Raw genomic sequence first — 25,422 nt, 5'->3', positions numbered from 1 at the left:
GATCAAGTTGAAAGTTACTAATCAAGAAAGCCCCAATTAAGGGGCTTTTACGAGACTATCCAGTTAAAACGCCTGCCAAAAATGGTTGCTCAGCTTTTTCTCCTGTCTCTAATATTATTACAAATATACGCAAATGTTTATATAGATACACTTTAAGTCAATCAATTTGTTTAAATAAGCTAATTGTTGATGTTAATTAGAGTTGTGAATTTCTTTAATATTAACTCTTCGACATGTTTATCTGTATTTTTAATTGAGCCTTTATTTTTGATTAAGATTTTTTTTTAAAATCTTAATTTAAAAAAATGCACTTTTACACCACATTAGCAGCTGAAAAGATTGAATACAGAATACTTCATAGCAGGGCGTATAGCCATAAAATCAGAGCGTACTTTTTCTAAGTTGATTGTCCGTATTGCTATAGCTGGAGTAATGCTAAGTCTGGCGGTAATGATGCTTTCTGTTGCCATTATAAAAGGCTTTAAAACAGAAATACAGGAGAAGGTAAGAGGTTATATTGGAGATGTAAGAGTCTTTAAATATAGCTTGAATAATTCCTTTGAACTGCTGCCTTTTGTACCTCAAAAAGTGACGCTAGACCAGCTGAAGAACAACCCTGATGTAGAATTTTACCAGCCCTATGCTACAAAGCCAGCAATTATTTCGGCTAATGATGAGGTGGAAGGGATTAACTTTAAAGGGATAGATAAGTCTTTTAGATGGGATTATATCCGCAAGCATCTGGTGAGTGGTGAGGTGATTGATTTTGCAGATAGTGCTAAGGCTACACGGCAAATCATGATCTCCCAATTTACAGCCAACAGATTAAGGCTTAAAGTCGGCGACGATTTTATCATGTATTTTGTACAGAATCCACCACGTAAGCGCCCGTTTAAAATCGTAGGTATTTATGATATCGGCGTTGAAGAAATTGATAAAGGCTTTGTAATTGGTGATCTAAATATCATTAGGCGGTTAAACAACTGGAAGCCTAACGAGATTGGTGGCCTTGAAATCAGAATTAAAGATTTCTCTAAGTTGAAAGTAGTATCGGATCATATTTACGAGAATATGGAGCTGAACCTAAAATCAGAGTCTGTGGCCGATTATTTTCCAGCGATTTTTACCTGGCTGTCCTTACTGGATGTAAATACAAAGGTATTGTTGGTGTTGATGATGGTGGTAGGGGTGATCAATATGATTACTGCTTTATTGATCATGATCCTGGAGCGAACCAATATGATCGGCATATTGAAAGCTTTCGGCATGACGGATTACAGCGTAATGAAGATATTTCTATACAATGCCCTTTACCTGGTAGGCTTTGGCTTATTGCTGGGCAATATACTGGGATTGGGTTTAGGCTTTTTACAGCAATACACACACATTTATAAGCTAGATCAGGCTTCTTATTATTTATCGTATGTACCGATAGAAATTCATTTCGTTGATGTTTTGATCTTAAACCTGGCCACTTTTGTGATTTGTATCATGGTATTGATATTGCCATCTATGCTGGTTAGCCGGATTAGCCCATTAAAAGCGATCAGGTTTAAGTAAAAGGATTAAGTCAATCTTATCGGACTGCCAGTCCATTCGGTGTCACTGGCAAGCTTTTCGCCCTTCATCACCAATGATAGTGGTTCTAATTTTACATCGTCACCAATCTCACTATCGTACAGGATAATTGATCTGGATCCGATAGTACATCTTGCACCGATTTTCACTTCACCTACCTTCATTACACGGTCTTCAAATAAGTGTGTTTGCGGGCCACAGTCTTCGTTAAGCGCAGTGTCATCACCAATGCTCACCATATCGTGTTCTGTAATGTCGGTTGTATTTAGCCACACGCGTTTGCCAAATTTTACACCAAACAGGCGTAGCATCATAGGCAGAAAAGGGGTGCCTTTCATGTATTCCAGTAAGAATGGAACAGCGAGTGCTTCGTAAGTAGTGGTATTGGCTTCGCTTCGCCATACCTTATGTGTCCACATTGGATTTTGTTCCTTTTTAAATTTCCCTACCGAAGTCCACTTTAACACAAGGGTAATCAGCATAGCCGGCATGCCCATATAAAATAAGTAGTAGAATGGCAGTTTAGGGAGCTCTCTAACGATTTCCATAAGGTTATGGTCTTTCACCAGGTCATGGCAATAGGCAATAAACAAAATACTACAGCAAATGATCACCGTTTCTGGTAAGATGATCCGTAAGCCTTCAATGACAAACCTTGCTGTCCGCCTGGCTGGGGAAGGATTGGTGGTTAAGGATGCCGGATAGTCACCACTACTTTGCCTTTTTGGTAAGGAAATGGCAGGTGATCCAAACCAGTCTTTTGCGGGTGTTGCTTGTAGTTGCTCTGCAGTAGGTGGTGTAGACAATACGCCAATTAACATATCATCATTTAACTTATAACCTTGGGGGATCAATGCACTGTTACCCACAAAACTCCGGTTGCCAATATAGGTTTTGTCGAGAATTAGGCGTTGGGCACGAATGTCTTCTTCTCCCAGTGTTACCGCATCTGCAATAAAGGATTCGTCACCAATTTCGAGCATGGTATGACTTACATTACTCGCTGTTGAAATCTCTGTATTTTTGCCAATTTTAGCCCCTAGCATTCTGAAAAATGCGGATACATATACAGAAGCGAACATTGGATGCAATACAATTAGAGAGGTGGATATCAATTGATCGGACAGCCATTTGCGTACATAGACACCGCCATATACTGGGTAGTTACCCGGCTTAATATTGTAAAGAAGCAATCTCGATAATACGATCGTCTCGATGGTGTAAAGGCAGATGTATAGGATCGTGAGCAGTGGAATATGTACAAAATAACTGAAATCATAATCTGGGCTTTGGTTATCCATGTAGTTGATAATTTGGATGACGGGAATAAGCGGAGCCAGAATTACAATCGGGAAAATAACCAGAAGTAGGGTATAAAGGAAGCCAAATGATTTTCTGGTAAAGCTGGAAACATGTAGGGGCTGTGGCAGTTCTTCAGGTGTTTTAGTGTCAATTTTTTCGGCTGGACTACCTTTCCATACTTCTCCGGGTTTAATGATCTGGCCTTGTTGTAAATGGCTTAGGTCTTGCAGTTCGCCCCAGGCTTGGATGCTTGCACCGCCTGATATTACAGCTCCACTACCAATATATGCATGGTCTTCAATTTTGATCTTTCTGAGTTTAAGTAAGCCGTTTTCTACCCAGACATTGTTTAATACTACGCCGGAGCTGATACTTACATCGCTACCCACCTCTATTAAATCTTCCATCCCAACAGTGATGGCACTGATTTGGGCATCTGGTATCATTTTCATACCCATTAAACGTAAGTAAAAAGGATACAGTGGGGTACCATTCATAAATTGTAAGGGCACTAAAGATTGAATGGTTTTAACCAGCCAATATCTAAAGTAATAAGTTCCCCATAAAGGATAGTCGCCCTCTTTAGTGCGGCCTAGTAGTAGCCATTTGCTCACAATGCTTAGCAAGGAGAATGTTGGTGCAATGAAACAGAACAGCACCAAGGCTGTGATAATTGCGTAAATGGTATCGCCTTTATCGGTTTCGCTTTTTGCCAACTCATAGTAATAGCCCAGGTAGGGTACAAATATTTGTGCTGCAAATAAGCCGTAGATAACCAGTAGGGAAAAGCCTTGTGCAATGCCACAAAGCCAGTAGCGTAGGGAAGATACTTTATGAAACGGTTCTTTGGCTGTACCTTTGTTTTTTTCTGCTTTTTCTTCGGCAAGTTCCCATGCTGTAATCAGGTTTTTGATGGGACGGTGGGTGTAAATGTCTTTTAGTGAAGCTTGTTTTACACCACCATCTTTTCTGAGCCATGAAGAGAAAGAGGCGGCAAGCAAAGAGTGTCCACCAAGATCCATGAAGAAATCGGCATCGACATTGATCTCTCTGCCGGGGAATAAATATTTTAAGCCTGCGAGTACTCGAGTGCTTAGTGGATCATCATCGTTGATGAGGATTTGCTCTTCCGGTTTCATTTCTAACAAAACTTGTGGAACAGGTAGTTCTTTGCGGTTGATTTTTCCGCTCGGTAGCCTTGGCATTTTGTCTAGCACGACAATTACCAGCGGAACCATATATGGCGGTAATGCTTTGGCCAATTCTATTCTTGATCGATGATCTTCGAAATCAGCACCTGCTTTTAGGGTTACATAACCGACAAGTTGGTCTTGTTGATTGGCATCTTTTTTTAAGGCGACCGCTGCGGCTAATACTTGTGGCAGTTCATTTAATTTTACTTCGATTTCGCCCAGCTCAATGCGGTATCCTCTAAGTTTTACCTGGTCGTCTAAACGGCCTTTAAAATCGACACTGCCATCTTCATGCATAATCACGGCATCTCCTGTCAAATAGATCCTGTCGCCGGGTAAAATACCTTGAAGCGTTTCTGGGATGTCCAAAAACTTCTCCGCAGTAAGGTCAGGTCTGTTTACATAACCATTGCATACTCCGGGGCCAGAAATGATCAGCTGTCCTTGTGTGCCCATAGGTACAACATTGAACAGGTCATCAACCACGGCAAGGTTATAATTGGGTAGGGGATTACCAATGGTAATCAGGTCGCCCGGTCTTAAGGCGATCATGGTGGCTGTTACCGTAGTTTCTGTAGGACCGTAACTGTTGTAAAAGACGTTGTATCCGGGTTTGCTCCAGCGATTTAAGACTTGAGTGGTACAGGCTTCGCCGCCAGCATTAATCAGGCGGATAGTGGGTATATCATCATCTATTACAGCAAGCAGACTTGGTACTGCGTGTAAAATGGTAATGCGTTCGTTTCTTAAGATATCGCTTAGCTCATCAATTGATTTGGCTGTAGTTGCATCGGCAATCCATAAGGTTGCCCCAACGTATAAACTGATCCATGTTTCTTCACACCACATGTCAAAAGAAACCGAGAAGCCCTGGTAAACTTTATCCTCGGGTAGGATATTGATGACGCTTTGCTCTGAACGGATCAGGTGACAAATTTGACGGTGACTAATGGGAATGCCTTTCGGTTTACCGGTACTACCAGAAGTATACAAGACATAAGCCCTGTCATCTGGAGATGCCGCGATAGGAAATGGGGTGTGGGTAGCGCTTTCCTGAAATGCCGGGATTTGGTATACCGGGCAATGGAGTTCTTCCAGCGCATCACTGAAACAAGCATTTGCGCCAACTTCCTGCATCACTACATGGACGCGATCGGCAGGCATTTCCCTATCCAGTGGGACATAGGCTGCACCAGATTTTACAATACCCAAAATGGCTGCGGGTAGTTCGAGACTACGCGGCCACCATAGACCAACGGAATGCCCCGGGCCTATGCCTTTTGATTGTAAATAAGCCGCAATTTCATCGCTCCACTGATCCAACTGCGCATAGGTCATCGACTGTTGGTTAAATATCATGGCCGTTTTTGGGCCATAATTTTTGACGGTTGCTCTGAAAATATCGCCTATAGTTTCATTTCGGATAAAATCCGGGTGCTGCTTGCCCAGTACCACACTATTTAAGCTCATTTATATTTGGGGTATTAAGTAGATGTAATATTTTACCTGGCGTTTTTTACGTATGTGTTGAGCCAGGTGTTCATTTCCCAGAGCATATGCAGCAAGTTTTCTTTACCGCTATAACTATGTGATTCGTATGGTAAAAACACAAAACGACTGGTGCCGCCAAAGCCTTTAATGGCGTTAAATAAACGCTCACTATTGATCGGGAAAGTTCCTGGATTGTTGTCGGAATCACCATGGATCAATAGTAAAGGTGTTTTGATTTTGTTGGCATAGCTAAATGGACTCATCTCGTAATACAGTTGCGGAGCTTCCCAATAGGTGCGTTCTTCGTTTTGGAAACCAAAAGGAGTTAGGGTTCTGTTGTAGGCACCACTCCGTGCAATACCTGCTTTAAACAAGTCGGTATGCGCAAGTAGATTGGCAGTCATAAAGGCCCCATAGCTGTGGCCACCAACAGCCATACGGTTCCTGTCGCCAACCTTCATGTCGACCAGTTTATTGATTGCTGCTTCGGCATTTAATTTTAGCTGATCAATAAAAGTGTCATTTGGTTTTTTCCCATCCACAGATACGATAGGCATTTCGGCATTGTCTAGTACAGCATAGCCTTGGGTAACCCAATAAATAGGAGATGCCCAGCTAATTGTGGTGAAACGATCTTTCGAACCCCTGATTTGTGCGGCATCGGCAGCAGAGTTGAATTCGCGTGGATAAGCCCAGATCAGTACAGGAAGGGGGGCGTCTTTGTTTTTGTCGTACCCTTTAGGGAGATATAAGTTGCCAGTTAAGTCGATGCCATCGGCACGTTTGTAGGTGATTTTTTCTTTAGTCACACCATCTAAACCGGGATAAGGATTGGTGAAGTTGGTGATCTGGCGGTCGGCAATGCGGAGTACTAAATTTTTAATGAAATAGTTAGGAACCTCTTTTTGCGATTCTCTTCTGGTTAATAAAACCAGCTTATTGGCATCCAATACATCAACTACATATTCGTAAGTTCCTTCTGCGCTGCGCCAAATGATTTCATTCTTTTTTGTTCCCAGATCAAACTTTGCAAGAAAGGGTAAATCTCCTTTTGCTGAAGAACCAACGGTGTTGTTCATCAATAGCTGAGTGCCGTTATTGAGGACTTGAATAACTTGTCGGCCGTATTTATTTTTAGTGGTAACAGGATCTCCGGGATCATTGTAAGCATCGGTTTCGTTGCGTTCGTACAAAGTCTCTAAGCTACCGGTTGTGGTATTGTAGCGACTGGCTTTAAGTTTTTGCTTGCTTCGTAGTCCTTCTTTTACGAGTGCCAATGAAGCATCGCCCCAGGCAGTTCCCTGATAGCGCATTTGGGTTTTGAAAAGTTCTTTTGCTTCGCCACTAAAAGGAGCACTTAAGGCGTAAACGGCATCATGAAAGTCAACTTGTTTTTTGATTAATCCACTATCTAAAGGCTGTGCCCAAGTGATTGTTGCAGGTTCATCATCACGCCAGTCATACCCTCGTGGTATGTTCTGCACATTGTCGTAACCCGAAGGTCGGCCTTCAGCTGAAGGCAGTTGGGCAAGCACTTTAACCAGTTTTCCAGTTAAATCTGTAATGCTTAGGGTAGAGGGGAAGCCACTTGCAGAAAAGAGGTAAGAGAAAGGTTTTTTTATCGTTCTGATGAGCAAATAATTTTTATCAGGAGAGCTTCTTACGCTCATATAAATTGCTGGTTTAGCGATAGGTGTTTCTACGCCATTTTTATTTTTAACCAACTGCGCGGTCGCAAAAAACTCAAACAATTGTTCGTCGTACGGCGATTTGATTAAATCCTGGTAGGTAACACTTGGGGCGGCTTTGCCTAGGTTTTGTTGTACTGTAGGTCCTTTGGGCATTAAAGGTTTTTTAGGTGCTGCACTGGCGGGCTTTACAGCAACCTTGTATAATAAGGTGCTTGCATCTAGCCAGCTTACCCCAGTGCCTAGTACCACATTAAGAAATTGCTTATTGATTTTGGTCGCTTTTTTGGTCGCAATATCAATGAGGTAAAGATCTACCCCTTTTTGTGTGGTATTGGTGAAAGCTATTTTTTTCTCGTCCGGGCTCCAGATTATGTTTCCGGCAAACAAGGGAGTTGGCAGACCTATAATGCTGAAACTTTTATCAGTCTTAATGTCTTTAAGTGTAAGGCTGTTGATATAGGTTTGTCTACTTTCTGAGTAATTGTTGGGGTTGAGACGGAGGCCGGCAATGCGATATTCGGGCATGGCTAGTTCTTCTACAGATGGATAAGAATTCCGACCGCTTAACAGCATCCACTCTGCTTTACTATCAATCCTAACCGCAGGTGTTGGTTTGGCGAGGAGTAGGTCGGCCATCTCTTTTGGTGGCATTTGATAATCGACAGCATCTTGAGCGTAAAGGTTAGCTGATGCGGTCAGTAGAAATAGATGAAGTATAAGTTTTTTCATAATTGATATTTAGCATTTGCAATGCATAAACTTACAGATTCTTTAGTGTATAAAAAAAACGACCGGGCTGCATAAAGCAAACCCGGTCGAATTTAAACTAAAAGAGTTTTTTTAATTAAAACTGTTCTTTCAAATCAGCGCTTTTAGAAGCTATATCTTAGACCCAATTGAAATCTTTTGCATAGGTACTTGTGTTGGCCGAATCAAAGTTATAAGTAGGGTTTGTACTGGCTGTGCCTGCTGCTACAGCTTTTAAGCCGATACTTGCCATTGAGTTATAGGTATTTGGTGAGAAATACTGAACGCCAGTTTGTATCTTATTGTTTATTATTTGTATTTTAAATGCATTTTATTTTAGTTATTGTTTATATTTTGTTGTAAAGTATTTTGTTTTTAGCAAATGTTATAGAGAAGTTTGCCTAAATCAGATGTATATGGGGGACAAAGAAAGTGATGATGCAGTAATACCTGAACGAAAGAAGTATAGTAAAAAAAAGGTGGCCAAACGCGATGATGAATTATGGAAGGGGATTTTGGAGGATGTTTTCGGGGATTTCCTAAGATTCTTTTTCCCCGATGCTGATAAGCTGTTTGATATGAGCAAAAAGTTTGTTTTTCTGGATAAAGAATTTAACAGACTGTTTCCGCCAGAAAGGAATACTGCAGGAGTTCGTTTTGTAGATAAACTGGTAAAGGTTCATTTAAAAGAAGGCGGGTCTAAATTTATTTTAGTTCATGTTGAGATTCAGGGACAAGGAGGTCACGAAGATTTAAGAACCAGAATGTTTCGATATTTTTATCGGGCAAAGGACAAACATAATGTCTCTATTACAGCATTCGCTATTTTAATAGATAGTGATAAAAAATACCATCCTAAGATTTATAAGGAGGATTATTTGGGGACCAAGCTGAGCTATGAATTTAATACTTATAAGCTATTGGATCAGAATGAGCAGAAACTAAGGGCAGATCCCAATCCATTTGCTATAGTGGCACTTGTTGCCCTTCTTGCTTTGAAAAATAAAAATGCCGACGATGATCATTTAAAACGGATTAAGATTGATCTTACTAAAGAATTGATTAAAAGAAATGTGAGTAAAGAAAAGCATATAAAGATTATGGATTTTCTTGCCTATTATGTGAATTTTAATAAACCAGAAATGATGCTTAAATTTGAAAAAGAGGTTGAACAATTAACCGGAAGAACAACAGCTATGGGGGTTAGAGAGATATTGTTAGATAGAGCAACGGATAAAGGTAGGGTAGAGGGACGAAACGAAGGTTTGAACGAGGGGCGGAGTGAGGGATTACTATTAGGAAGCCATAGAGCAACTTTAAAAATCGCTCTTGAAATGAAAAAAGATGGGTTTCCTATTGATAAAATTGTAAAACTGACTAAGCTCTCTGTTAAAGAAGTTGAGGTGCTATAGGCTATTTTTAGGACTGGAAGATAACTTAAAATGCAATTCCCAAACTAAAGCCGCCTCTTATACCAATTAGCGGACCTTTTACTTTTGCGGTTACCCCCGAATTGGTGACTTCTGCAGTTAAGTATTTTTTATCCCGTATAGTCGCGGTGCTCTCCAGATCGTCTTTTAGGTTCTTTTTGTCCTGTTGAGACATTGCTGTTAAGTCAATTGGTCCATCAGCATCGCCTTTTATGGTGCCATAATGGCCCCCAGCGTAGATGTCGAGTGATATGGTTCTGGAAATGATGAACTGGGTTCCCAGCAGGATACCGCCCGCATATCCTTTTAAATTCGATTTTAAAGGAATGTTAAAGGTTCTGGTACTGGTTGCATATTCATAGTCGTAATTAATCTTAGTATTCACGTACCTGCCATATAAGGCGAGATAAAAACCTCTGGCTCCGGAGAATTGGCCACCATAAAAACGAAATTCAGCTGTATAGGCTGTATTTGAAACCCGGATCCTGTCCAGGTCCTCTTTTATCCTGTCACCGTCATCAAATATTTTGTCGGATACTCTTTTTGTAATTTGGAGATCCGATAATGTCTGTTCTGACATTTTGTTGTACCCTGCTACAAAACTAACTTTGCGACCTAGTAAATGCTCGTAACTAAAATTATAGCTTTTTACCATGGTTAATGCGGCGAGGTTAATTTTTAACAGATTTTTTCGGTAAGGTTTCGGATCTTTCTCTACTCTAGGAGTGTCAGCAACTGTACGTGTGCTGTCTGTTTCAGACTGAGCACTTGCTCCTGTTACGGATAATGCTATCAGGAGCAGTGTACCCCAGGATATTGAAATCCAGGGAGTTCTTATGTTTAGGGAAAGTTTCATGGTGTGAAATGTTTACCTAAAATTAAGCTTACTTAACCTTTTAGTATATAGCAATTTGTTGTCATTTTTCGTTGAAGTAGGGCTTGCGAAATAGAACTGTTACTATAACAAAACTTTTTTGCTTCCTGAGTGTATAGTAGCATACATCTCCCTAAGATTTAGTCATTCATTTCAAATAAATGTGCTATGAAAACGAAAAGTAGGCCAACGTGGTTTGGCTATTTGGAGAACTTAAGGCAGCGTGTTCATGAGTCCAGCCAATTTAGTCTTACAGCATTTGATGATTTCATCAAAGCAAATGGTTTTGCTTATACTTTTTTTAGATACAATGTTCCCTTTATTTATTTACTGGATTATCGAACCGGCGCGTATATTAACATGTCTGATAATTTTGCTGGCTATAGTTCTGAATGTTTTTTAAGAGAAGGGATCAACCATACGCTGCAGATCTATGATCCTGATCATTTGAATCTTTTTAATAAAGAGATTTTTCCAGATAGATTGGATGTTTTAAAGAAAATCAGACCTGAGGAGCACGTAGATTATGTTTTTTCTTATACGCAAAGGATCAGAAATCGGGAGGGTGTTTATGAAGACTTTCTTCAACGCAACTGTTTTTTGTCAGATAATGATAGAAATCCGCTCTTTAGTATGGGCATGATCATGAACATTAATCATTTTGGTAACCACAATTCAATTGTACAAACGGTTGATAAAATCGACGGTATTGGGGTGGGAGAGCATGAGCCTATTTATAAAAAGATCTATTACTTAAATGAGGAAGACAAATTGTTTTCTAAGCGTGAGAAGGAAGTGCTGTTGTGGATGGCGGAAGGTTTAAGTAGTAAGATGATCGCCGATAAATTGTGCGTTAGTGCACATACGATTATTAACCACCGGCGACATATGCATGATAAAACCAATACGACTAACGCTATTGCATTGGTAAGTTTGGCGATTAAAAGTGGGCTGATCTGATAGAGCAGACATAGTCTATGCTGTTTTGCATAATAGCATAGACTATGTTTGTTTATATGATTTATTGTGCCGTTCCGGCATTAAAGCTGATCATCCATTGGGTGCCAAATTTATCGGTAACCATACCGAAATAATCTCCCCAAAACATGTCCTCCATAGGCATTTGGACAGTTCCGCCTGCGGATAGTTCCTTAAATAGGCGATCTGCTTCGGCTTTGTTTTCCGCACCAAGTGATAAATAGAAATTGTTTCCAGGTGTAAATTTATGGCCATTAGATTCTAGCGCATCTGTAGCCATCAGGATGGTGCCATTAGGAAACTTTAAGGAAATATGGCAGATCTTGTCTTTCTCATTTTCTGGTGTCTTGTCATCAGGCATATCCCTAAAGCGCATGGTCATTAGAATTTCGCCGCCAATTGCTGATTTGTAAAAGTTAATAGCTTCCTCGGTGGTTCCCGGAAAGTTTAAATAAGGATTAATGGCTATCATAGTTTTAAATTTTATAATGAGATTTAATTATCTATTGCAAATTTAATGCCCTTAATCGAACATGTTTGGGTGGTAATACGCCAATGTTAGGGGTGGTCTGCGACATAATAATGATCTGGTGTTTCCAGAGTAAGTAGATTGATTAATATCTTTTACAGATAGAAAGACGTAGTACATGGTAAAATCCGTAAATTTGCGAATTCATTAATTAATAAAGATACTGTGTCGTTAGATAAATTAAAACTAAGCAAGTCGCTTATAGCCGCAATGAATGATGCGGGATACATCTCTGCAAAAGAAATTCAGGCAAAAACTATGTCGCGGATTATTGGTGGGCAGGATATAATAGCTATTGGCCCTGAAGGCTGTGGTAAAACCACCACTTATGTGCTTGGCGTTTTAATGAAGCTAAAATACAGTACGGATGAAGCACCTAAGGTGTTGATTCTGGTGCCTGATGGGGAACGTGTTGAGGCTGTAATTGCAGAGTTTTTGATGTTGAGTAAAAACAGAAACTTACGGATTATAGGTTTATACGGAACAGGTGGCATGGATGATGATATTAATGACCTTCTAGAGGGGATTGATATTGTTGTTGCTACGCCAACAAGGGCGCGTGCTATTTATCTCAAGTTGGGTTTAAACTTAAATAGACTGCAAACTTTTATTGTTGATGATGCAGAAGTAATTGTAAAACAAGGTATGCAATTGCCTGTGGCCGAATTGGCTAGAAGTGCAGGTAAAGTACAGCACTTAGTTTTTACGACTGTGGTGCATGATAAACTGAGTTTGATGATTGATCAGTTTATGAATTTTCCAACCACAATTGAGGTAGAAGATTTGGGTGATAGTGAAGTGGAAACACATGAGCTTTTGCTGTACCAGGTACCTAACACTAAAACGAAGACTAATCTTTTAAACCTTTTACTAAGGGATGATGAGGTATTTGATAAGGTAGTTGTATTTGTAAATACTCGCTTAACTGCTCAAAAGTTGGCTAAAAACTTACATTCAGCTACACCTGGTGCTATTTCGGTTTTAAATCCTTTGTTTTTTGATGAGGATGGTTTTGACCATATAGAGGATTTTAAGGATACTCCTGAAGCTAGAATTTTAATTGTTGCCAATGAAGGTTCATCTGATCTTGATCTTTCTGGTATCAATTTTATGTTCCATTTTGAGATTCCTGAGGAAAAGGAAACTTTCTTAAGAAGAGTAGTAAAAGGGGATGCGAGTGAATTGGTTGCGATAACTTTTGCAACTGATCTTGAACTTGCTGAAGTAAGAAAGATTGAGCAGTCTATGGGTAAAAAAATCGAGGTGATGGATTTACCTGAGGATTTGGTGATTGATAAAGCTGCTAAGGCTGCTGCAATTAAAACCAAGAAAGTAGTTGTTGAAGGCCCTACGGGTGGTGGTGCTTTCCATGAAAAAAAGGAAAGTAACTCAAAAACGCATAACTACGGAATAGGTCAGAAGGCCAAAATGACAATGAAGAAGAAACACGGCTAATTAGCCGTAGTGAATAATACGTAAAAAGGGTGATGGCACATTGTGTAATCACCCTTTTACATTTCTGGTGCAATAATGCATTTAAGTTTGGTTGTTATATTTAACTTAACTGAAACTTAAATTTCAAATTAATTTGTTTATTTTTTGTTAATTGAAATATTCCTGCGAAGTTTACAATTGAACATGATGCAGGAAAATCTAACGATAATTACAACGCAGCCACAAAAATTGCCTCGAAAAAAGGTCTCCCGAAAGGATGATCTCCTTTGGAAGGGAATACTTGAGGATGTTTTCGAGGATTTTCTGTGTTTTATGCATCCGGAAGCAAATCAAATTTTCGACCTTAAAAAAGGTTTTGAATTTCTTGATAAAGAACTTGGACAGGTTTTTCCTTTAGGGGAAGATTTATTTTCTTCAAAAGTAGTCGATAAGTTGGTGAAAGTGTACACCATTGATGGAAAGGAAGAATGGATCCTGCTTCATATTGAAGTACAAGGCAAATACCAGAAAAATTTTAGCGAGCGGATGTATACCTATAATTACAGAATTTGGGACAAGCATCGCAAGCCAATAACAGCTTACGCAATTTTTACTGATCCATTTAAAATAGAAAGGTCAAATCGATATGAAAGAAGTTTTTTAGGTACCAGGTTGCTTTATGAATTCAATACCTACAAAATTTCCAAACAAGATGATGAGTTACTATTAAAGAGCAATAATCCTTTCGCCTTAATAGTATTGATCGCTAAAGCAGCTTTTAAAGTTAGTAGAATCTCGAATAAGAGAGAACGAGATTGTTTATTGCTTACCATAAAACGAACCATACTTGAAGCGCTGCATAAAAAGAGCTTTGGAACTGATAAAATAAAGCAGATAATGAACTTTCTGAGATACTATGTGCGTTTTGAAACAGAAGAATTTAACAATATATTTGAACAAGAGGTGCAAGCCTTAGGAAGAACTGAAACCATGGGAATAGAAGAATTATTATTGGATAGGGCAACAAAGCAAGGGCATTATGAAAAAGCTATTGAAATCGCAATTCAGCTTAAAAAGGAGGGCCTCTCTATTGATTTTATAGCCAAAACCACTAAACTTACTATTGATGAAATCAAGAAGTTAAAGTGAATTAATAATCCGAAAAGAACGGTTATTTTTTTAATTTAGCTTCATTCCAATAAACATCCATTTCTGCTAATGTCATATCTTGCAATTCCTTGCCACTTTCTTTGGCTTTGCTTTCTAAATATTGAAAGCGTTTTATGAATTTCTTATTGGTTTTCTCCAGGGCATTTTCTGGATTAATGTTGATAAAACGTGCGTAATTGATCAACGAGAACAATAAATCACCAAACTCTTCTTCTGCTTTTTCAATATCAATAGCTGAATTGTCGACCACATTAAACTCGGCTTTAAACTCCTGCATTTCTTCTTCGACCTTTTCCCAAACCTGAGACTTATCTTCCCAGTCGAAGCCAACACCACGTGCCTTTTCTTGAATGCGGCTAGCTTTTACTAAAGAAGGCAGACCAGCAGGTACACCTGCTAATACAGATTTATTACCTTCCATCAGTTTAATTTTTTCCCAGTTGCGTTTTACATCCTGTTCATCTTGCACTTCTACATCTCCATAAATATGCGGGTGACGGTTAATCAGCTTGTCGCAAACGCTGTTTAACACATCTACAATGGTAAAGTCATTAGTCTCGGAAGCTATGCGTGCGTAAAACACCAAGTGCATCATGACATCACCTAATTCTTTTTTCACCTCATCAAGATCGCCTTCTAAAATGGCGTCCGAAAGCTCGTAAGTTTCTTCAATTGTAAGATGTCTCAAGGTTTCCATAGTTTGTTTTTTATCCCATGGACATTGTGTTCGTAGGGTATCTAAAACATTTAATAATCTAAGGAAAGCAGACGATGGGTCTGTTGCGGTAACAGGAGGTATATTATTGGGCATTGTTAAGAATTATTTTACGATGTTAAAGGTAACCATCATTGTGGTTAAAAAAAGAACCAGCAGACCAAATAGGAACATAAAATCAGCAAACTTCTCTAAGCGATCGTTTAGATCTCTTTTTTTTCTCATAGAGAGAAAGGAGAGGATGGAGCTGGTCATGAATAAAATAATAGCTAGGGCTGTTGTTTCATCAATCAATGTACTGTCCTGCATTTTTGATACTTTAATGGAGGTCAGTACAATAAAACACAGTCCAAGTAAAGTAGCGGATGTATTTAGTATGTGCGGTGATTTGTTCTCTTCCATATGCCTGGACTATTCTTGCTCTTCGAGTTTTATTTTCTTGGTGATACGATACACCCTTCGTTTCTTTAAAGGTTTTTCTTCACTTCCTAATAAAACTCCCCATGGTTTTAACTGATCAATTCTATCAAAAATGATTTTGAGTACGGCAAGGTATGGGATACACAGAAACATGCCTGATATGCCCCACATCATTTCGCCGATCACGATGCCAATAAAGGCAAATAGGGCATTGATTTTTACTTTTGAGCCTACAACGAGTGGCATTAAGACGTTTCCATCGAGGGCATGAACAGATACAAAGGCAATTACAATTAGTAAAACTTTACCAGCTCCGGCGGTAGCAAAGGTGATGAGCACACTGATTAGCAATGCGGTGAAAATCCCTAGATAAGGAATGATATTAAAAATCCCGGTAATCAATCCCAGCAGAACGGCATATTTTACATTTAATATCAAGAGTACGGATACCATTAGGATGGTAACAATAAACATCTGTAAAAAAAGACCTGTAATGTATTTTTTAATAATGTATTGAACCTGTCTTACAACATCACTTACCTTTTGTGCGTGTTTTGCTTCGAAAACTGAGGTTAGGAAACTGAACAGTACCGCGCGGTAGTTAAGGATGAAAAAGGTAAATAAAAGTAGGAAAAAGAGAAATAGGAAAGTAGAGGATACGGTAAGTAATGTAGCACCAAGTACCGAAGCACTTGTGGATAAAGCGCTGCTGGCGCTATCTTTAAGGTAGTCTATTTGTTTTTGTGTGTTGACATTGAAGGTATTGGAAATCCAATGCTGGATGTCGTGGAAAGAGGATTCTGCTTGATGTTTCAATAATGGCCAGTCCTTCCAGAGATCTGTAAGCTGATTAGCCAAAAAGTAAAGTATGGCTGTAATGACCACAATCATCAAGACTACGGATACGATGGAGGCAACACTCCTTTTAAAACGCCATTTTCGCTCCATATAACCAGATATGGGTAGTAGCAATAAAGCTAGTAAAAAAGAGGTAAGCAGGGGTGCGAGCAAAGTTTGTCCTAAAATAGCCAGGTAACCCAGACAAATAATAGAAAATAGCACCATTGCTAATTTGGTGTGAAAAGGCAGAGAGATGTTTTTCATATAGATGGGTTATTGATTACCTAAATTAACCAAAAAACAAATGGCTTGCCAAGGGTTAGGAAAGAATAATATTTTATCGACGAGATTACTTATCCCTTCGTAGCCCTAAGCATTTCTCTTTTTCCTGGTGCGCCTGGTAATTTCTCTATACTAAAGCCAATGCTTTTTAAAGCACGTTTTAGTTTACCTGTAATGGCATAGGTTACGAAAATGCCAGATGGTTTAAGAAATTTACAGACATGAGCAATGATTTCATCGGTCCACATTTCGGGTTGGTGTTGTACAGAGAAGGCATCATAATAGATCAGGTCAAACTGCTGTTCCGTTTCGTACCGATGCAGATAAGTATGCAGGATTTTCAATTGCTGATCTGGAAGGATGCTTACAGCTTGTTGTAGGGCTTTGCCATAATTGTTAATCACCCCGTCCCATATAGCCTTTGGCACATAGTTATTGTATCCTGTTGATTCTAGTTCTTCAATTTGTAAAGGAAAGGCTTCTAATGAGATGTAATTAAGCTTTATTTGATTTTTATGGCAATAATCGGCGCTCAGTAAAAAATTAAGACCAGTACCAAAACCAACTTCAAGAATATTGATTTCCTGATTGGGGAAACTAGTAATAGCATGTTTTAATCCTGCATCAATGAATACATGTTTGCTTTCTTGCAGGGCTCCGTGTTTGGAATGGTAATGTTCGCCAATGCTTTCGTTGTATAAAGTGTTCGAGCCGTCGGCAGTTAAAGTGATCTTATTCATTCCTGCAAACTTAGATAAAATAGTTTTTAACTAAGTATCAATAAAAAGACTACTTATTAAACCAATAATAAATTTTGACTAAACTAAGTCTTCTAAGGATGCTGCTCGTAAAGGAAAATACATTTATCGTCTTCATCTCTTCTCGTTTTATATGTATTTAACATATTTTAACAAAAAATATTGTGTGAAGCTTAATATTTATGCTATAAACTTTTTGCGTTGACCAATATATAATCCGGTTATTACCAGTAATGTACCTGCAATAGTGTATAGTGTAATGGGCTCATTTAACAACCACCAGGCATAGAAGAAGCCGAATAGGGGGCAAAGAAATAACCATAGCGAAGCTTTTACGGTGTCTATTTTTAACAGATAAAACCAACAGATCAATCCAACGACAGAAACGGACAAACTAAGCCAAAGCACGGAATAAATAAGCCTGCTATCAAATTGTACGGAAGAGAAATCGCTCATGGTAAGGGTGAAGGGTAGTAGGAATAGTCCACCAAGTGTTACCTGCCAGCCGTTGATCAACAGGTTGGGCAGTGTCCATGTAACCCGAGCATAATAAACACTGGCGAAGGAGACAGCAACCATGCTTAGCATTAATATCGTTACTCCGAATACACTTGTACCGCTGTTTTTAAGTAGGGGGTAAGTGGCAAGTGCTATACCAGTCATACCAATAATGATGCTAATGATTTCGCTTTTGGCAGGCTTGCGGCCCATTAACCAGGATGAGAGTAATACAATTAACAATGGATTGGTAGAAGTAGCCAGACTACCTATTCCTGCAGCAGTATATTTCATCGCAAAAACATACATGCCAAGGTATACCGTGGTATTTAAAAAGCCAAAAATGGCTAGCTGTCGCCATTCTTCTGTATTGGGTAGTCTGTATTGTTTATCTCTGCTAATTAGGTAACAATAGCCTAGCAAAACCAGACCGGCAATAAAGAAACGCAGGTTTCCGAGTATTAAAGGTGGGGCCGATAGTATACCAAATTTGGTAGCTACAGATGCTGAAGCCCATAACATGGCAAATAGTAAGCCGGCAAGTATCGTTTTCATTGCGACAAAGGTAAGGCAAGAAGTAATGTTATTTGCAGCATTTTATATAAGTTTGTCCAAACTAATTTTTTATACGAATGAAGAAACTGATTCTGCTGATCCACCTGGTATCAATTGCTTTTTGTGGTTTTGCCCAAAATAAACAGTTGACCATGCAGGATGCGATGAGCAATGCGCGGACTGTGCTTGCACCCGAAAACTTATCTCAAATTCAATTTATCTATGGAACAGAGGATTATGTATATGCCAAACGGGTTGGTAATGTTCCGGTTTGGTTAAGTGGCAATGCTAAAACTAAAGAAGATCAAGCATTTTTGACTTTAAGCTTGCTGAACCAAAAATTAAGAGCAGCACAACAGGATACCTTGAAAATGTTGCCTATAATTCAATTTAATCAGGGAGCGAATTGGATTTTAAATCTTAATGGTAGCAAGGTAGCGCTTAATCCGGTTAAAAATACTGTAGAAGTGCTTGTTGACAAGTCGTTAATGAGTATGGCTAATGTTGAGGAAAGTAAAGCAGGTTATGTAGCTTACCTTGATAATTTTAACTTGTTTGTCGCTAAAGGTGCTGATAAAAAACAGGTGACTACGGATGGTAGCAAGGATATTGTTTATGCTTCATCGGTACACAGGGAAGAATTCGGTATCAGCAAAGGAATTTTCTGGAGCAATAGCGGTAAGCTGCTTGCTTTTTACAGAATGGACCAGAGCATGGTTACTGATTATCCGATTATCGATTGGACGACTAGACCAGCTCACAATGTGAACATCAAGTATCCTATGGCTGGTGATAAAAGTCATCATGTAACAGTTGGGGTTTACAATGCGGAAACCAAAAGCGTAGTTTATTTGAAAACTGGTGAGCCTGTTGAGCAATATCTAACCAATATTGCCTGGAGCCCGGATGATAAATATGTTTATATAGCTGTATTGAACCGTGGTCAAAATCACATGAAGCTAAATCAGTATGATGCGGTAACTGGTGATTTTGTGAAGACTTTGTTTGAAGAAAAGGACGAGAAGTATGTGGAGCCATTGGTACCTATGTTATTCTTGAAAAATGATCCTTCGAAGTTCATTTGGCAAAGTAATAGAGATGGCTGGAACCATTTGTATTTATACAGCTCGACAGGAAAATTGCTAAAACAATTGACTAAAGGGCCTTGGGAGGTATTGGATGTAAAAGATTTTGATGCTAAAGGAGATCAGTTGTTTTATGTGTCGACAGAAGAATCGCCAATTACAAGGAACTTATATGTGTTAAATGTAAAGTCTGGTAAAACGAGAAGGATTACACAAGGGTTTGCTGTTCATAATGCACAGGTAAGTACTTCTGGCAATACCGTAATTGATAGTTACAGCACGCCTAAAGATCCAAGAGTGATTCAGTTGGTGGAGACGGCTACTTTAAAAGCTAAAGTATTGTTGAAAGCTGCTAATCCTTTGGCTACATATGCTACAGAAAACTCTTCAATATTTACCATTAAAAGTAAATCTGGTGATGATTTGTACATGAATTTGTACAAGCCAGTAAATTATGACGCCACTAAAAAGTATCCCGTAGTTGTTTACTGGTATGGCGGGCCGCATGCACAATTGATTACGAATGGTTGGAATGGCGGTGCTGGTGACTACTGGTCGAGATATATGGCTCAAAATGGCTATGTAGTACTTACGGTTGATGTAAGGGGCAGCGACAACAGAGGTAAGGCTTTTGAGCAGTCGATGTTCCGCCATGCTGGTGATGTCCAAATGGAAGATATGATGAACGCTGTTGATTACTTAAAAAGTCAACCTTATGTAGATTCAGCTAATATGGGCTTATTTGGTTGGAGCTTTGGCGGTTTTGCTACTACTGATTTTATGTTGACACATCCTGGCGTTTTTAAAGCTGCGGTAGCAGGTGGTCCGGTAATTAACTGGCAGTTTTATGAAATCATGTATACTGAACGTTATATGGATACACCTCAGGAGAACCCTGAAGGTTATGCGGCTACTTATTTGAGCAACAGAGTTGATCAGCTGAAAGGAAAACTGATGTTAATCCATGGTCAGCAGGATCCTGTAGTTGTACAGCAACACTCAGTTGATTTTGTGAAACATGCCGTTGATAAAGGCGTGCAGGTGGACTATATGATTTATCCTGGTCATGAGCACAATGTAATGGGCAAAGATCGGGTGCATTTATATCAAAAAGTAACGGATTATTTTAATCAGAATCTGAAGTAAGAAATACAGATTACTCTGAATTTTTATGGTCACAAGAGGTAAAGGGGGCAGCACAAAAAGTACTGCCCCCTTTACTTTGTTATAAAAGCATAGAGATGAAAATGTTTAATCCTGATCGGATGGTTTTTAGGGCTTTACCCATGTGGGCTTCTACTGTTTTTTCGGAAATGTCTAGTTTTTTCGCAATTTCTTTCTGACTAAATCCATCTTCCCTGCTCATCCGGTAAACTAGCTGGCATTTATCAGGGAGCCCCCTTACCAACTGTTCCAGCTGTGCTTTAAGTTCCGTAAACTCAAGCCATTCCTGGGTAGAATCATCCAGTCTTTGTCCCTGCCCTAAGCTGTCTGCATATTTTCTTTTATGATATTGTTTTTCCAGTACTTTTATTACCCTGTATTTGACCGATACGGCAAGGTAGCTGTTTAATGTACTGGTGATATTTAAAGTCGCACGGCGGTTCCATAAGGAGATAAATATATTCTGGACCACTTCCTCTGCATCTTCCAATTGATCCAGCTTATGCCCGGCAATACTAAAGAGCTTATCCCAATAACGGTTATAAATTTCTGCAAATGCAGTCTTATCACTGTTTTTTAATGTTGCCACCAATTCAATATCTGTAAAATTCTTGTATTGTTCCATATCAGTAGCGGGTTGCATTGGGTTCAAAAACTGTTACACGTCCATCTTCAAGCAAAAACTGATAATCGGTTACTGCTTCAATAATATGCAGGACACTTTTTAGTTCTCTTTTACGACTGATTTCACCCGTCAGGTATATTCTCTTTGCTCTTCCATGGTATATTAGTTTTACATTATATTCCCTTGCAAGCATGCGCATCACCTGTTTTATGTCGTCCTTGTCAAAATGCAATGTTCCAGCACGCATCCAGTCTTCATCATTATTTTCCTCTTTAGGTAGTAATATTCCATCTTTAAAAATAACTTTTTCTCCTTTTGTTAAAACAGTAGTATGGCTGTCTGAACTCAGTTTTACTGAACCTTCAAATACACGTGTCTGTACTTCGGAATCTTCAGGATAGGCACTCACATTAAATTTAGTCCCAATCACGGTGATGTCAAGCTGACGTTTCTGCGATGTGATTTTAATATGAAAAGGTTTCTGAGGCTGGTGTGCAACTTCAAAATAGGCTTCTCCAGAAAGTTTGATAGTTCTGTCGGTCCTACCAAATTTAACCGGATAGGTGATAGAACTGGCTGCTCCCAGCCAAATTTTAGTTCCGTCTTCCAGCGATACCTGATAACGCGAACCTCTAGGTGTTGTAATACTGGCTGAGCCGTTTCCTGATCTTGAATTGAAACGTCCTGCTTCGGCTGACATATTAAAAGTCGAATCTTTCAACAGGGACTGCCTGCCATCCGGATCTGTTAAAACCGCCACCTGACTACCAGTGCCATATTGCCTGGCAAGCTCGTTGAGGTTAAATTGCTGAGGCCTCTGAATATAAAAATATAGTGCTACCGAAAACAAAATGCATATGGACGCCGCGATAAATATCCTGTTCCAAAGTTTTGTCGGCGAACGCTGCGGCCCCTGTTCGATACCAGCAAGTACTTTTTGATAAATGCGTTCCTTGTGTGTTTCTTTGTCAGCCACAAAAGTAGTAGGTATCACCAGGGGCTGATCCTGACCCTGGTAATACCAGGCATTAAACTTCTTCTGCTGTTCCTGGTTTATAGTCTTGTCGATCCACCGGGCAGCAAATTCATCATAATTGTCATTTTCGTCTGAATGGTTCATATTTTTATCAATTTAACCATAGGTCCCCTGAAAATACACAATCCCTTAGTTGGTGCCTAAAAAAAATCGGCGCTCCGAGCTGATTTGCAAAGATTTTGCAATCAGCGAAAGATTTTTCGTTAGTTTTTATTGTTTTTTGCATTCGGTAGCTCGCTTTGGTCGGTTTAATGAAGCTAACAGCTTTTCTCTTTTTTTTCCTTAATTTTACGCCTTCAAAATCTGATACTTTCAAAATAATGAGCATTTCTACTAAATACGATCCGGCATCGACTGAAGATAAATGGTATAGTTACTGGCTTTCAAAGAAGTTTTTTCACTCTGAGCCAGATGAGCGTGAGCCTTATACAATTGTAATCCCGCCACCAAATGTGACTGGGGTCTTGCACATGGGCCATATGCTGAACAACACCATTCAGGATGTATTGATCCGTAAAGCTCGTATGCAGGGTAAAAATGCTTGCTGGGTACCGGGGACCGACCACGCTTCTATTGCTACAGAAGCTAAGGTAGTAGCCATGCTTAAAGAAAGAGGGATCAATAAAGCGGACATTAGCCGTGAAGAGTTTTTGAAGTATGCCTGGGAGTGGAAAGAGAAATACGGAGGCATTATCCTTGAGCAGTTGAAAAAACTAGGCGCAAGTTGCGACTGGGATCGTACACGCTTTACCATGGAAGATGATCTATCTGACGCGGTTATCGACAGTTTTATTCATTTATATAAAAAGGGATGGATTTACAGAGGCATTCGTATGGTAAACTGGGATCCGGCTGGTAAAACTTCTGTTTCCGATGAAGAAGTAATCCGTAAGGAAGTAAACCAGAAATTATATTACATCAAATATACCGTTTCAGGAAGTGATGACTTTGTTACTATTGCTACTACACGTCCGGAAACTATTATGGCTGATGCGGCAATCTGCATCAATCCGAACGATGAGCGTTATACGCACCTGAAAGGTAAAAAGGTATTTGTTCCTTTAATCAATCGTGAAATTCCGATTATTGAGGATGAATATGTAACCATGGATTTTGGTACTGGATGTTTAAAAGTTACGCCGGCGCATGATCTTAACGATTATGAACTAGGTTTAAAACATAAACTACCGGTTATAGATATTCTAAATGACGATGGTACGTTAAACGAACTTGCTGTTATTTTGGTGGGTGAAGATCGTTTTATCGCCAGAAAAAAGATTGCTAAGTTATTGGACGAAGCAGCTCATTTAGAAAAGGTAGAAGATTATAAATCTCAGGTTGGTTTTTCTGAGCGTACGGATGCCGCTATTGAGCCAAAACTGTCTATGCAATGGTTCTGTAAAATGGATCAGATGGCTAAGCCGGCTTTAGATGATGTTTTAAATGGCGATGTAAAGCTAATTCCTGAGAAGTTTGTGAACACCTACCGTCACTGGATGGAGAATGTGCGCGATTGGAACATTAGTCGCCAGCTTTGGTGGGGACAACAGATTCCAGCTTGGTACGATAACCAGGGAAACTGGGTGGTTGCTAAAACTAAAGATGAGGCTCTAGTTGAGCTATTGAAGCTTAAAGATCCTGATGGAAACTTTACAGCTGAAGAAGCTGCAGGTTGCAAAAACCAGTTTGCTCCATTTGTAAAACAGGATCCTGATGTAATGGATACCTGGTTCTCTTCATGGCTATGGCCAATCTCGGTATTTGATGGTTTTAAAAATCCTGATAATCCGGATATCAATTATTATTATCCAACGAATGACCTGGTTACTGCACCGGAAATTTTATTCTTCTGGGTTGCAAGGATGATTATGGCAGGGCATGAGTTTAGAGGTCAGAAGCCATTTACTAATGTATACCTTACAGGTATTGTTAGGGATAAGCTTGGACGTAAGATGTCTAAATCATTAGGTAACTCTCCTGATCCAATTGGCTTGATTGAAAAATATGGTGCTGATGGTGTGAGGGTAGGGATGCTATTGTGTTCTCCAGCTGGAAACGACTTGATGTTTGATGAGAGCTACTGTGAGCAGGGACGTAATTTTGCCAACAAGATATGGAATGCCTTCCGTCTGGTAAAAGGATGGGAAGTAGATGAGAACCTGGAAAACCCAAATCAGCAGGCTATATTGTGGTTCGAGAACCGTTTTAATGAGGCACTTGCTGAAATTGAAGATAACTTTAAGCAATACCGTCTGTCTGAAGCTTTAATGGCGACTTATAAGCTGGTATGGGATGATTTTTGTGCCTGGTACCTGGAAATGGTGAAACCAGCTTATCAGCATCCGGTTGATGCTGAAACTTTAAAAGCAACTGCAGGTTTCTTCGAAAGGATATTAACCTTATTGCATCCGTTTATGCCTTTCTTAACAGAAGAATTGTGGCATGATGAGCTGTTTGGCGAAAGAGGTGAAATGGAGTGTTGTATTGTAGCTAACTACCCTGTTGTTGGAAATGCTGATGCAGCCTTATTGAAAGATGTAGAGGTGATTAAAACTTTAGTTGCAGAAATCAGAAATGTAAGAAATACAAAACAGATTTCGCCTAAAGAAGCATTGCCACTAGCGATTAAAGTAAACTCGGGATTAGACTATGAAAAATGGTTGAACATCGTTTTCAAGTTGGCTAACATTGGTCAGGTTGAACTGGTAAATGATAAGATTCCTGGGGCTGTTAGTTTCATGGTTGGAAATGATGAGTTTTTCATACACTTGAATGAAGCAATTGATGCTGATGCGGAAAGAGTACGTCTGAATGAGGAGCTTGTTTACTTGCAAGGCTTTTTGAAGTCTGTTAACGCTAAGTTGAGCAATGAGCGCTTTGTGCAGAACGCTAAGCCTGAAATTATTCAAAATGAAAGAAACAAGCAGGCTGATGCTGAGGGAAAAATCAAAATTATTGAAGAAAGCCTGGCTGCTTTGAATTAAGAATTAAAAATAAACCGTTCTCTTCGAAGTCTGGCATCTCTTA

At 39.4% G+C, this 25,422-nt stretch carries 18 protein-coding genes; 7 read left to right on the top strand and 11 right to left on the bottom strand.

Annotated features, from left to right (window positions below):
• The first annotated feature begins 339 nt into the window (after positions 1-339).
• On the top strand, positions 340-1,560 hold the full coding sequence (locus BLS35_RS19850; RefSeq protein ID WP_090784593.1) for an ABC transporter permease: 1,221 nt from the start codon (positions 340-342) through the stop codon (positions 1,558-1,560).
• Positions 1,561-1,565: 5 nt separating this feature from the next.
• Here BLS35_RS19850 and BLS35_RS19845 read toward each other — a convergent pair whose 3' ends face one another.
• Positions 1,566-5,543 (bottom strand): Pls/PosA family non-ribosomal peptide synthetase, encoded by a 3,978-nt coding sequence (locus BLS35_RS19845; protein WP_090784591.1) that lies wholly within the window; start codon positions 5,541-5,543, stop codon positions 1,566-1,568.
• A 32-nt stretch (positions 5,544-5,575) separates the two neighbouring features.
• A complete protein-coding gene (locus BLS35_RS19840) occupies positions 5,576-7,984 on the bottom strand; it encodes an alpha/beta hydrolase family protein (protein WP_254778988.1) in 2,409 nt (802 codons plus the stop codon).
• A 434-nt stretch (positions 7,985-8,418) separates the two neighbouring features.
• Here BLS35_RS19840 and BLS35_RS19835 point away from each other — a divergent pair, with 434 nt between their 5' ends.
• The gene (locus BLS35_RS19835; RefSeq protein ID WP_254778986.1) at positions 8,419-9,414 is read left to right on the top strand and encodes an RpnC/YadD family protein; all 996 of its coding nucleotides are present in this window, start codon (positions 8,419-8,421) and stop codon (positions 9,412-9,414) included.
• 25 nt (positions 9,415-9,439) lie between these two features.
• On the opposite strand, the gene BLS35_RS19830 is transcribed toward BLS35_RS19835, so the two are convergent.
• Positions 9,440-10,288: a DUF3575 domain-containing protein gene (locus BLS35_RS19830; protein ID WP_254778984.1), complete on the bottom strand. Its 849-nt coding sequence runs from the start codon at positions 10,286-10,288 to the stop codon at positions 9,440-9,442.
• A gap of 186 nt (positions 10,289-10,474) precedes the next feature.
• On the opposite strand from BLS35_RS19830, the gene BLS35_RS19825 reads away from it, so the two are divergent.
• Entirely contained in the window at positions 10,475-11,266 is a 792-nt protein-coding gene (locus tag BLS35_RS19825; protein ID WP_090784587.1) for a response regulator transcription factor, read from the top strand.
• A 61-nt stretch (positions 11,267-11,327) separates the two neighbouring features.
• Here the strand turns inward: BLS35_RS19825 and BLS35_RS19820 are convergent, their stop codons facing one another.
• Complete coding sequence (locus BLS35_RS19820) at positions 11,328-11,756, bottom strand: VOC family protein (protein WP_090784586.1); 429 nt, start codon at positions 11,754-11,756, stop codon at positions 11,328-11,330.
• Positions 11,757-11,978: 222 nt separating this feature from the next.
• Between BLS35_RS19820 and BLS35_RS19815 the strand changes: the two genes are divergently transcribed.
• Together BLS35_RS19815 and BLS35_RS19810 are read left to right on the top strand one after the other, a co-directional pair.
• On the top strand, positions 11,979-13,268 hold the full coding sequence (locus BLS35_RS19815; protein WP_090784584.1) for a DEAD/DEAH box helicase: 1,290 nt from the start codon (positions 11,979-11,981) through the stop codon (positions 13,266-13,268).
• A 183-nt stretch (positions 13,269-13,451) separates the two neighbouring features.
• Positions 13,452-14,396: an RpnC/YadD family protein gene (locus BLS35_RS19810; RefSeq protein WP_254778982.1), complete on the top strand. Its 945-nt coding sequence runs from the start codon at positions 13,452-13,454 to the stop codon at positions 14,394-14,396.
• A gap of 22 nt (positions 14,397-14,418) precedes the next feature.
• Here the strand turns inward: BLS35_RS19810 and mazG are convergent, their stop codons facing one another.
• The 5 genes from mazG to BLS35_RS19785 all read right to left on the bottom strand — a co-directional run bounded on the left by mazG (position 14,419) and on the right by BLS35_RS19785 (position 18,485).
• Entirely contained in the window at positions 14,419-15,228 is an 810-nt protein-coding gene (mazG, locus tag BLS35_RS19805) for a nucleoside triphosphate pyrophosphohydrolase (RefSeq protein WP_090784583.1), read from the bottom strand.
• A gap of 9 nt (positions 15,229-15,237) precedes the next feature.
• The gene (locus BLS35_RS19800; protein ID WP_090784581.1) at positions 15,238-15,534 is read right to left on the bottom strand and encodes a hypothetical protein; all 297 of its coding nucleotides are present in this window, start codon (positions 15,532-15,534) and stop codon (positions 15,238-15,240) included.
• A 9-nt stretch (positions 15,535-15,543) separates the two neighbouring features.
• Positions 15,544-16,656, bottom strand: coding sequence for an AI-2E family transporter (locus tag BLS35_RS19795; protein WP_090784579.1), 1,113 nt, complete (start codon positions 16,654-16,656; stop codon positions 15,544-15,546).
• Positions 16,657-16,745: 89 nt separating this feature from the next.
• Positions 16,746-17,414 (bottom strand): tRNA (5-methylaminomethyl-2-thiouridine)(34)-methyltransferase MnmC2, encoded by a 669-nt coding sequence (gene mnmD, locus BLS35_RS19790; RefSeq protein ID WP_090784575.1) that lies wholly within the window; start codon positions 17,412-17,414, stop codon positions 16,746-16,748.
• A gap of 198 nt (positions 17,415-17,612) precedes the next feature.
• Positions 17,613-18,485: a DMT family transporter gene (locus BLS35_RS19785; protein ID WP_090784571.1), complete on the bottom strand. Its 873-nt coding sequence runs from the start codon at positions 18,483-18,485 to the stop codon at positions 17,613-17,615.
• 77 nt (positions 18,486-18,562) lie between these two features.
• Between BLS35_RS19785 and BLS35_RS19780 the strand changes: the two genes are divergently transcribed.
• Positions 18,563-20,716 (top strand): S9 family peptidase, encoded by a 2,154-nt coding sequence (locus BLS35_RS19780; RefSeq protein ID WP_090784568.1) that lies wholly within the window; start codon positions 18,563-18,565, stop codon positions 20,714-20,716.
• Positions 20,717-20,795: 79 nt separating this feature from the next.
• Here the strand turns inward: BLS35_RS19780 and BLS35_RS19775 are convergent, their stop codons facing one another.
• Entirely contained in the window at positions 20,796-21,359 is a 564-nt protein-coding gene (locus tag BLS35_RS19775; RefSeq protein ID WP_090784565.1) for an RNA polymerase sigma-70 factor, read from the bottom strand.
• A 1-nt stretch (position 21,360) separates the two neighbouring features.
• Positions 21,361-22,479 (bottom strand): FecR family protein, encoded by a 1,119-nt coding sequence (locus tag BLS35_RS19770; RefSeq protein WP_090784562.1) that lies wholly within the window; start codon positions 22,477-22,479, stop codon positions 21,361-21,363.
• Positions 22,480-22,715: 236 nt separating this feature from the next.
• On the opposite strand from BLS35_RS19770, the gene BLS35_RS19760 reads away from it, so the two are divergent.
• Positions 22,716-25,379, top strand: coding sequence for a valine--tRNA ligase (locus BLS35_RS19760; RefSeq protein ID WP_090784559.1), 2,664 nt, complete (start codon positions 22,716-22,718; stop codon positions 25,377-25,379).
• The last annotated feature ends 43 nt before the right edge of the window (positions 25,380-25,422 follow it).

It is taken from the genome of Pedobacter sp. ok626 (assembly GCF_900100435.1).
Classification (GTDB): domain Bacteria; phylum Bacteroidota; class Bacteroidia; order Sphingobacteriales; family Sphingobacteriaceae; genus Pedobacter.
This window is presented reverse-complemented; position numbering and strand designations above follow the sequence as displayed.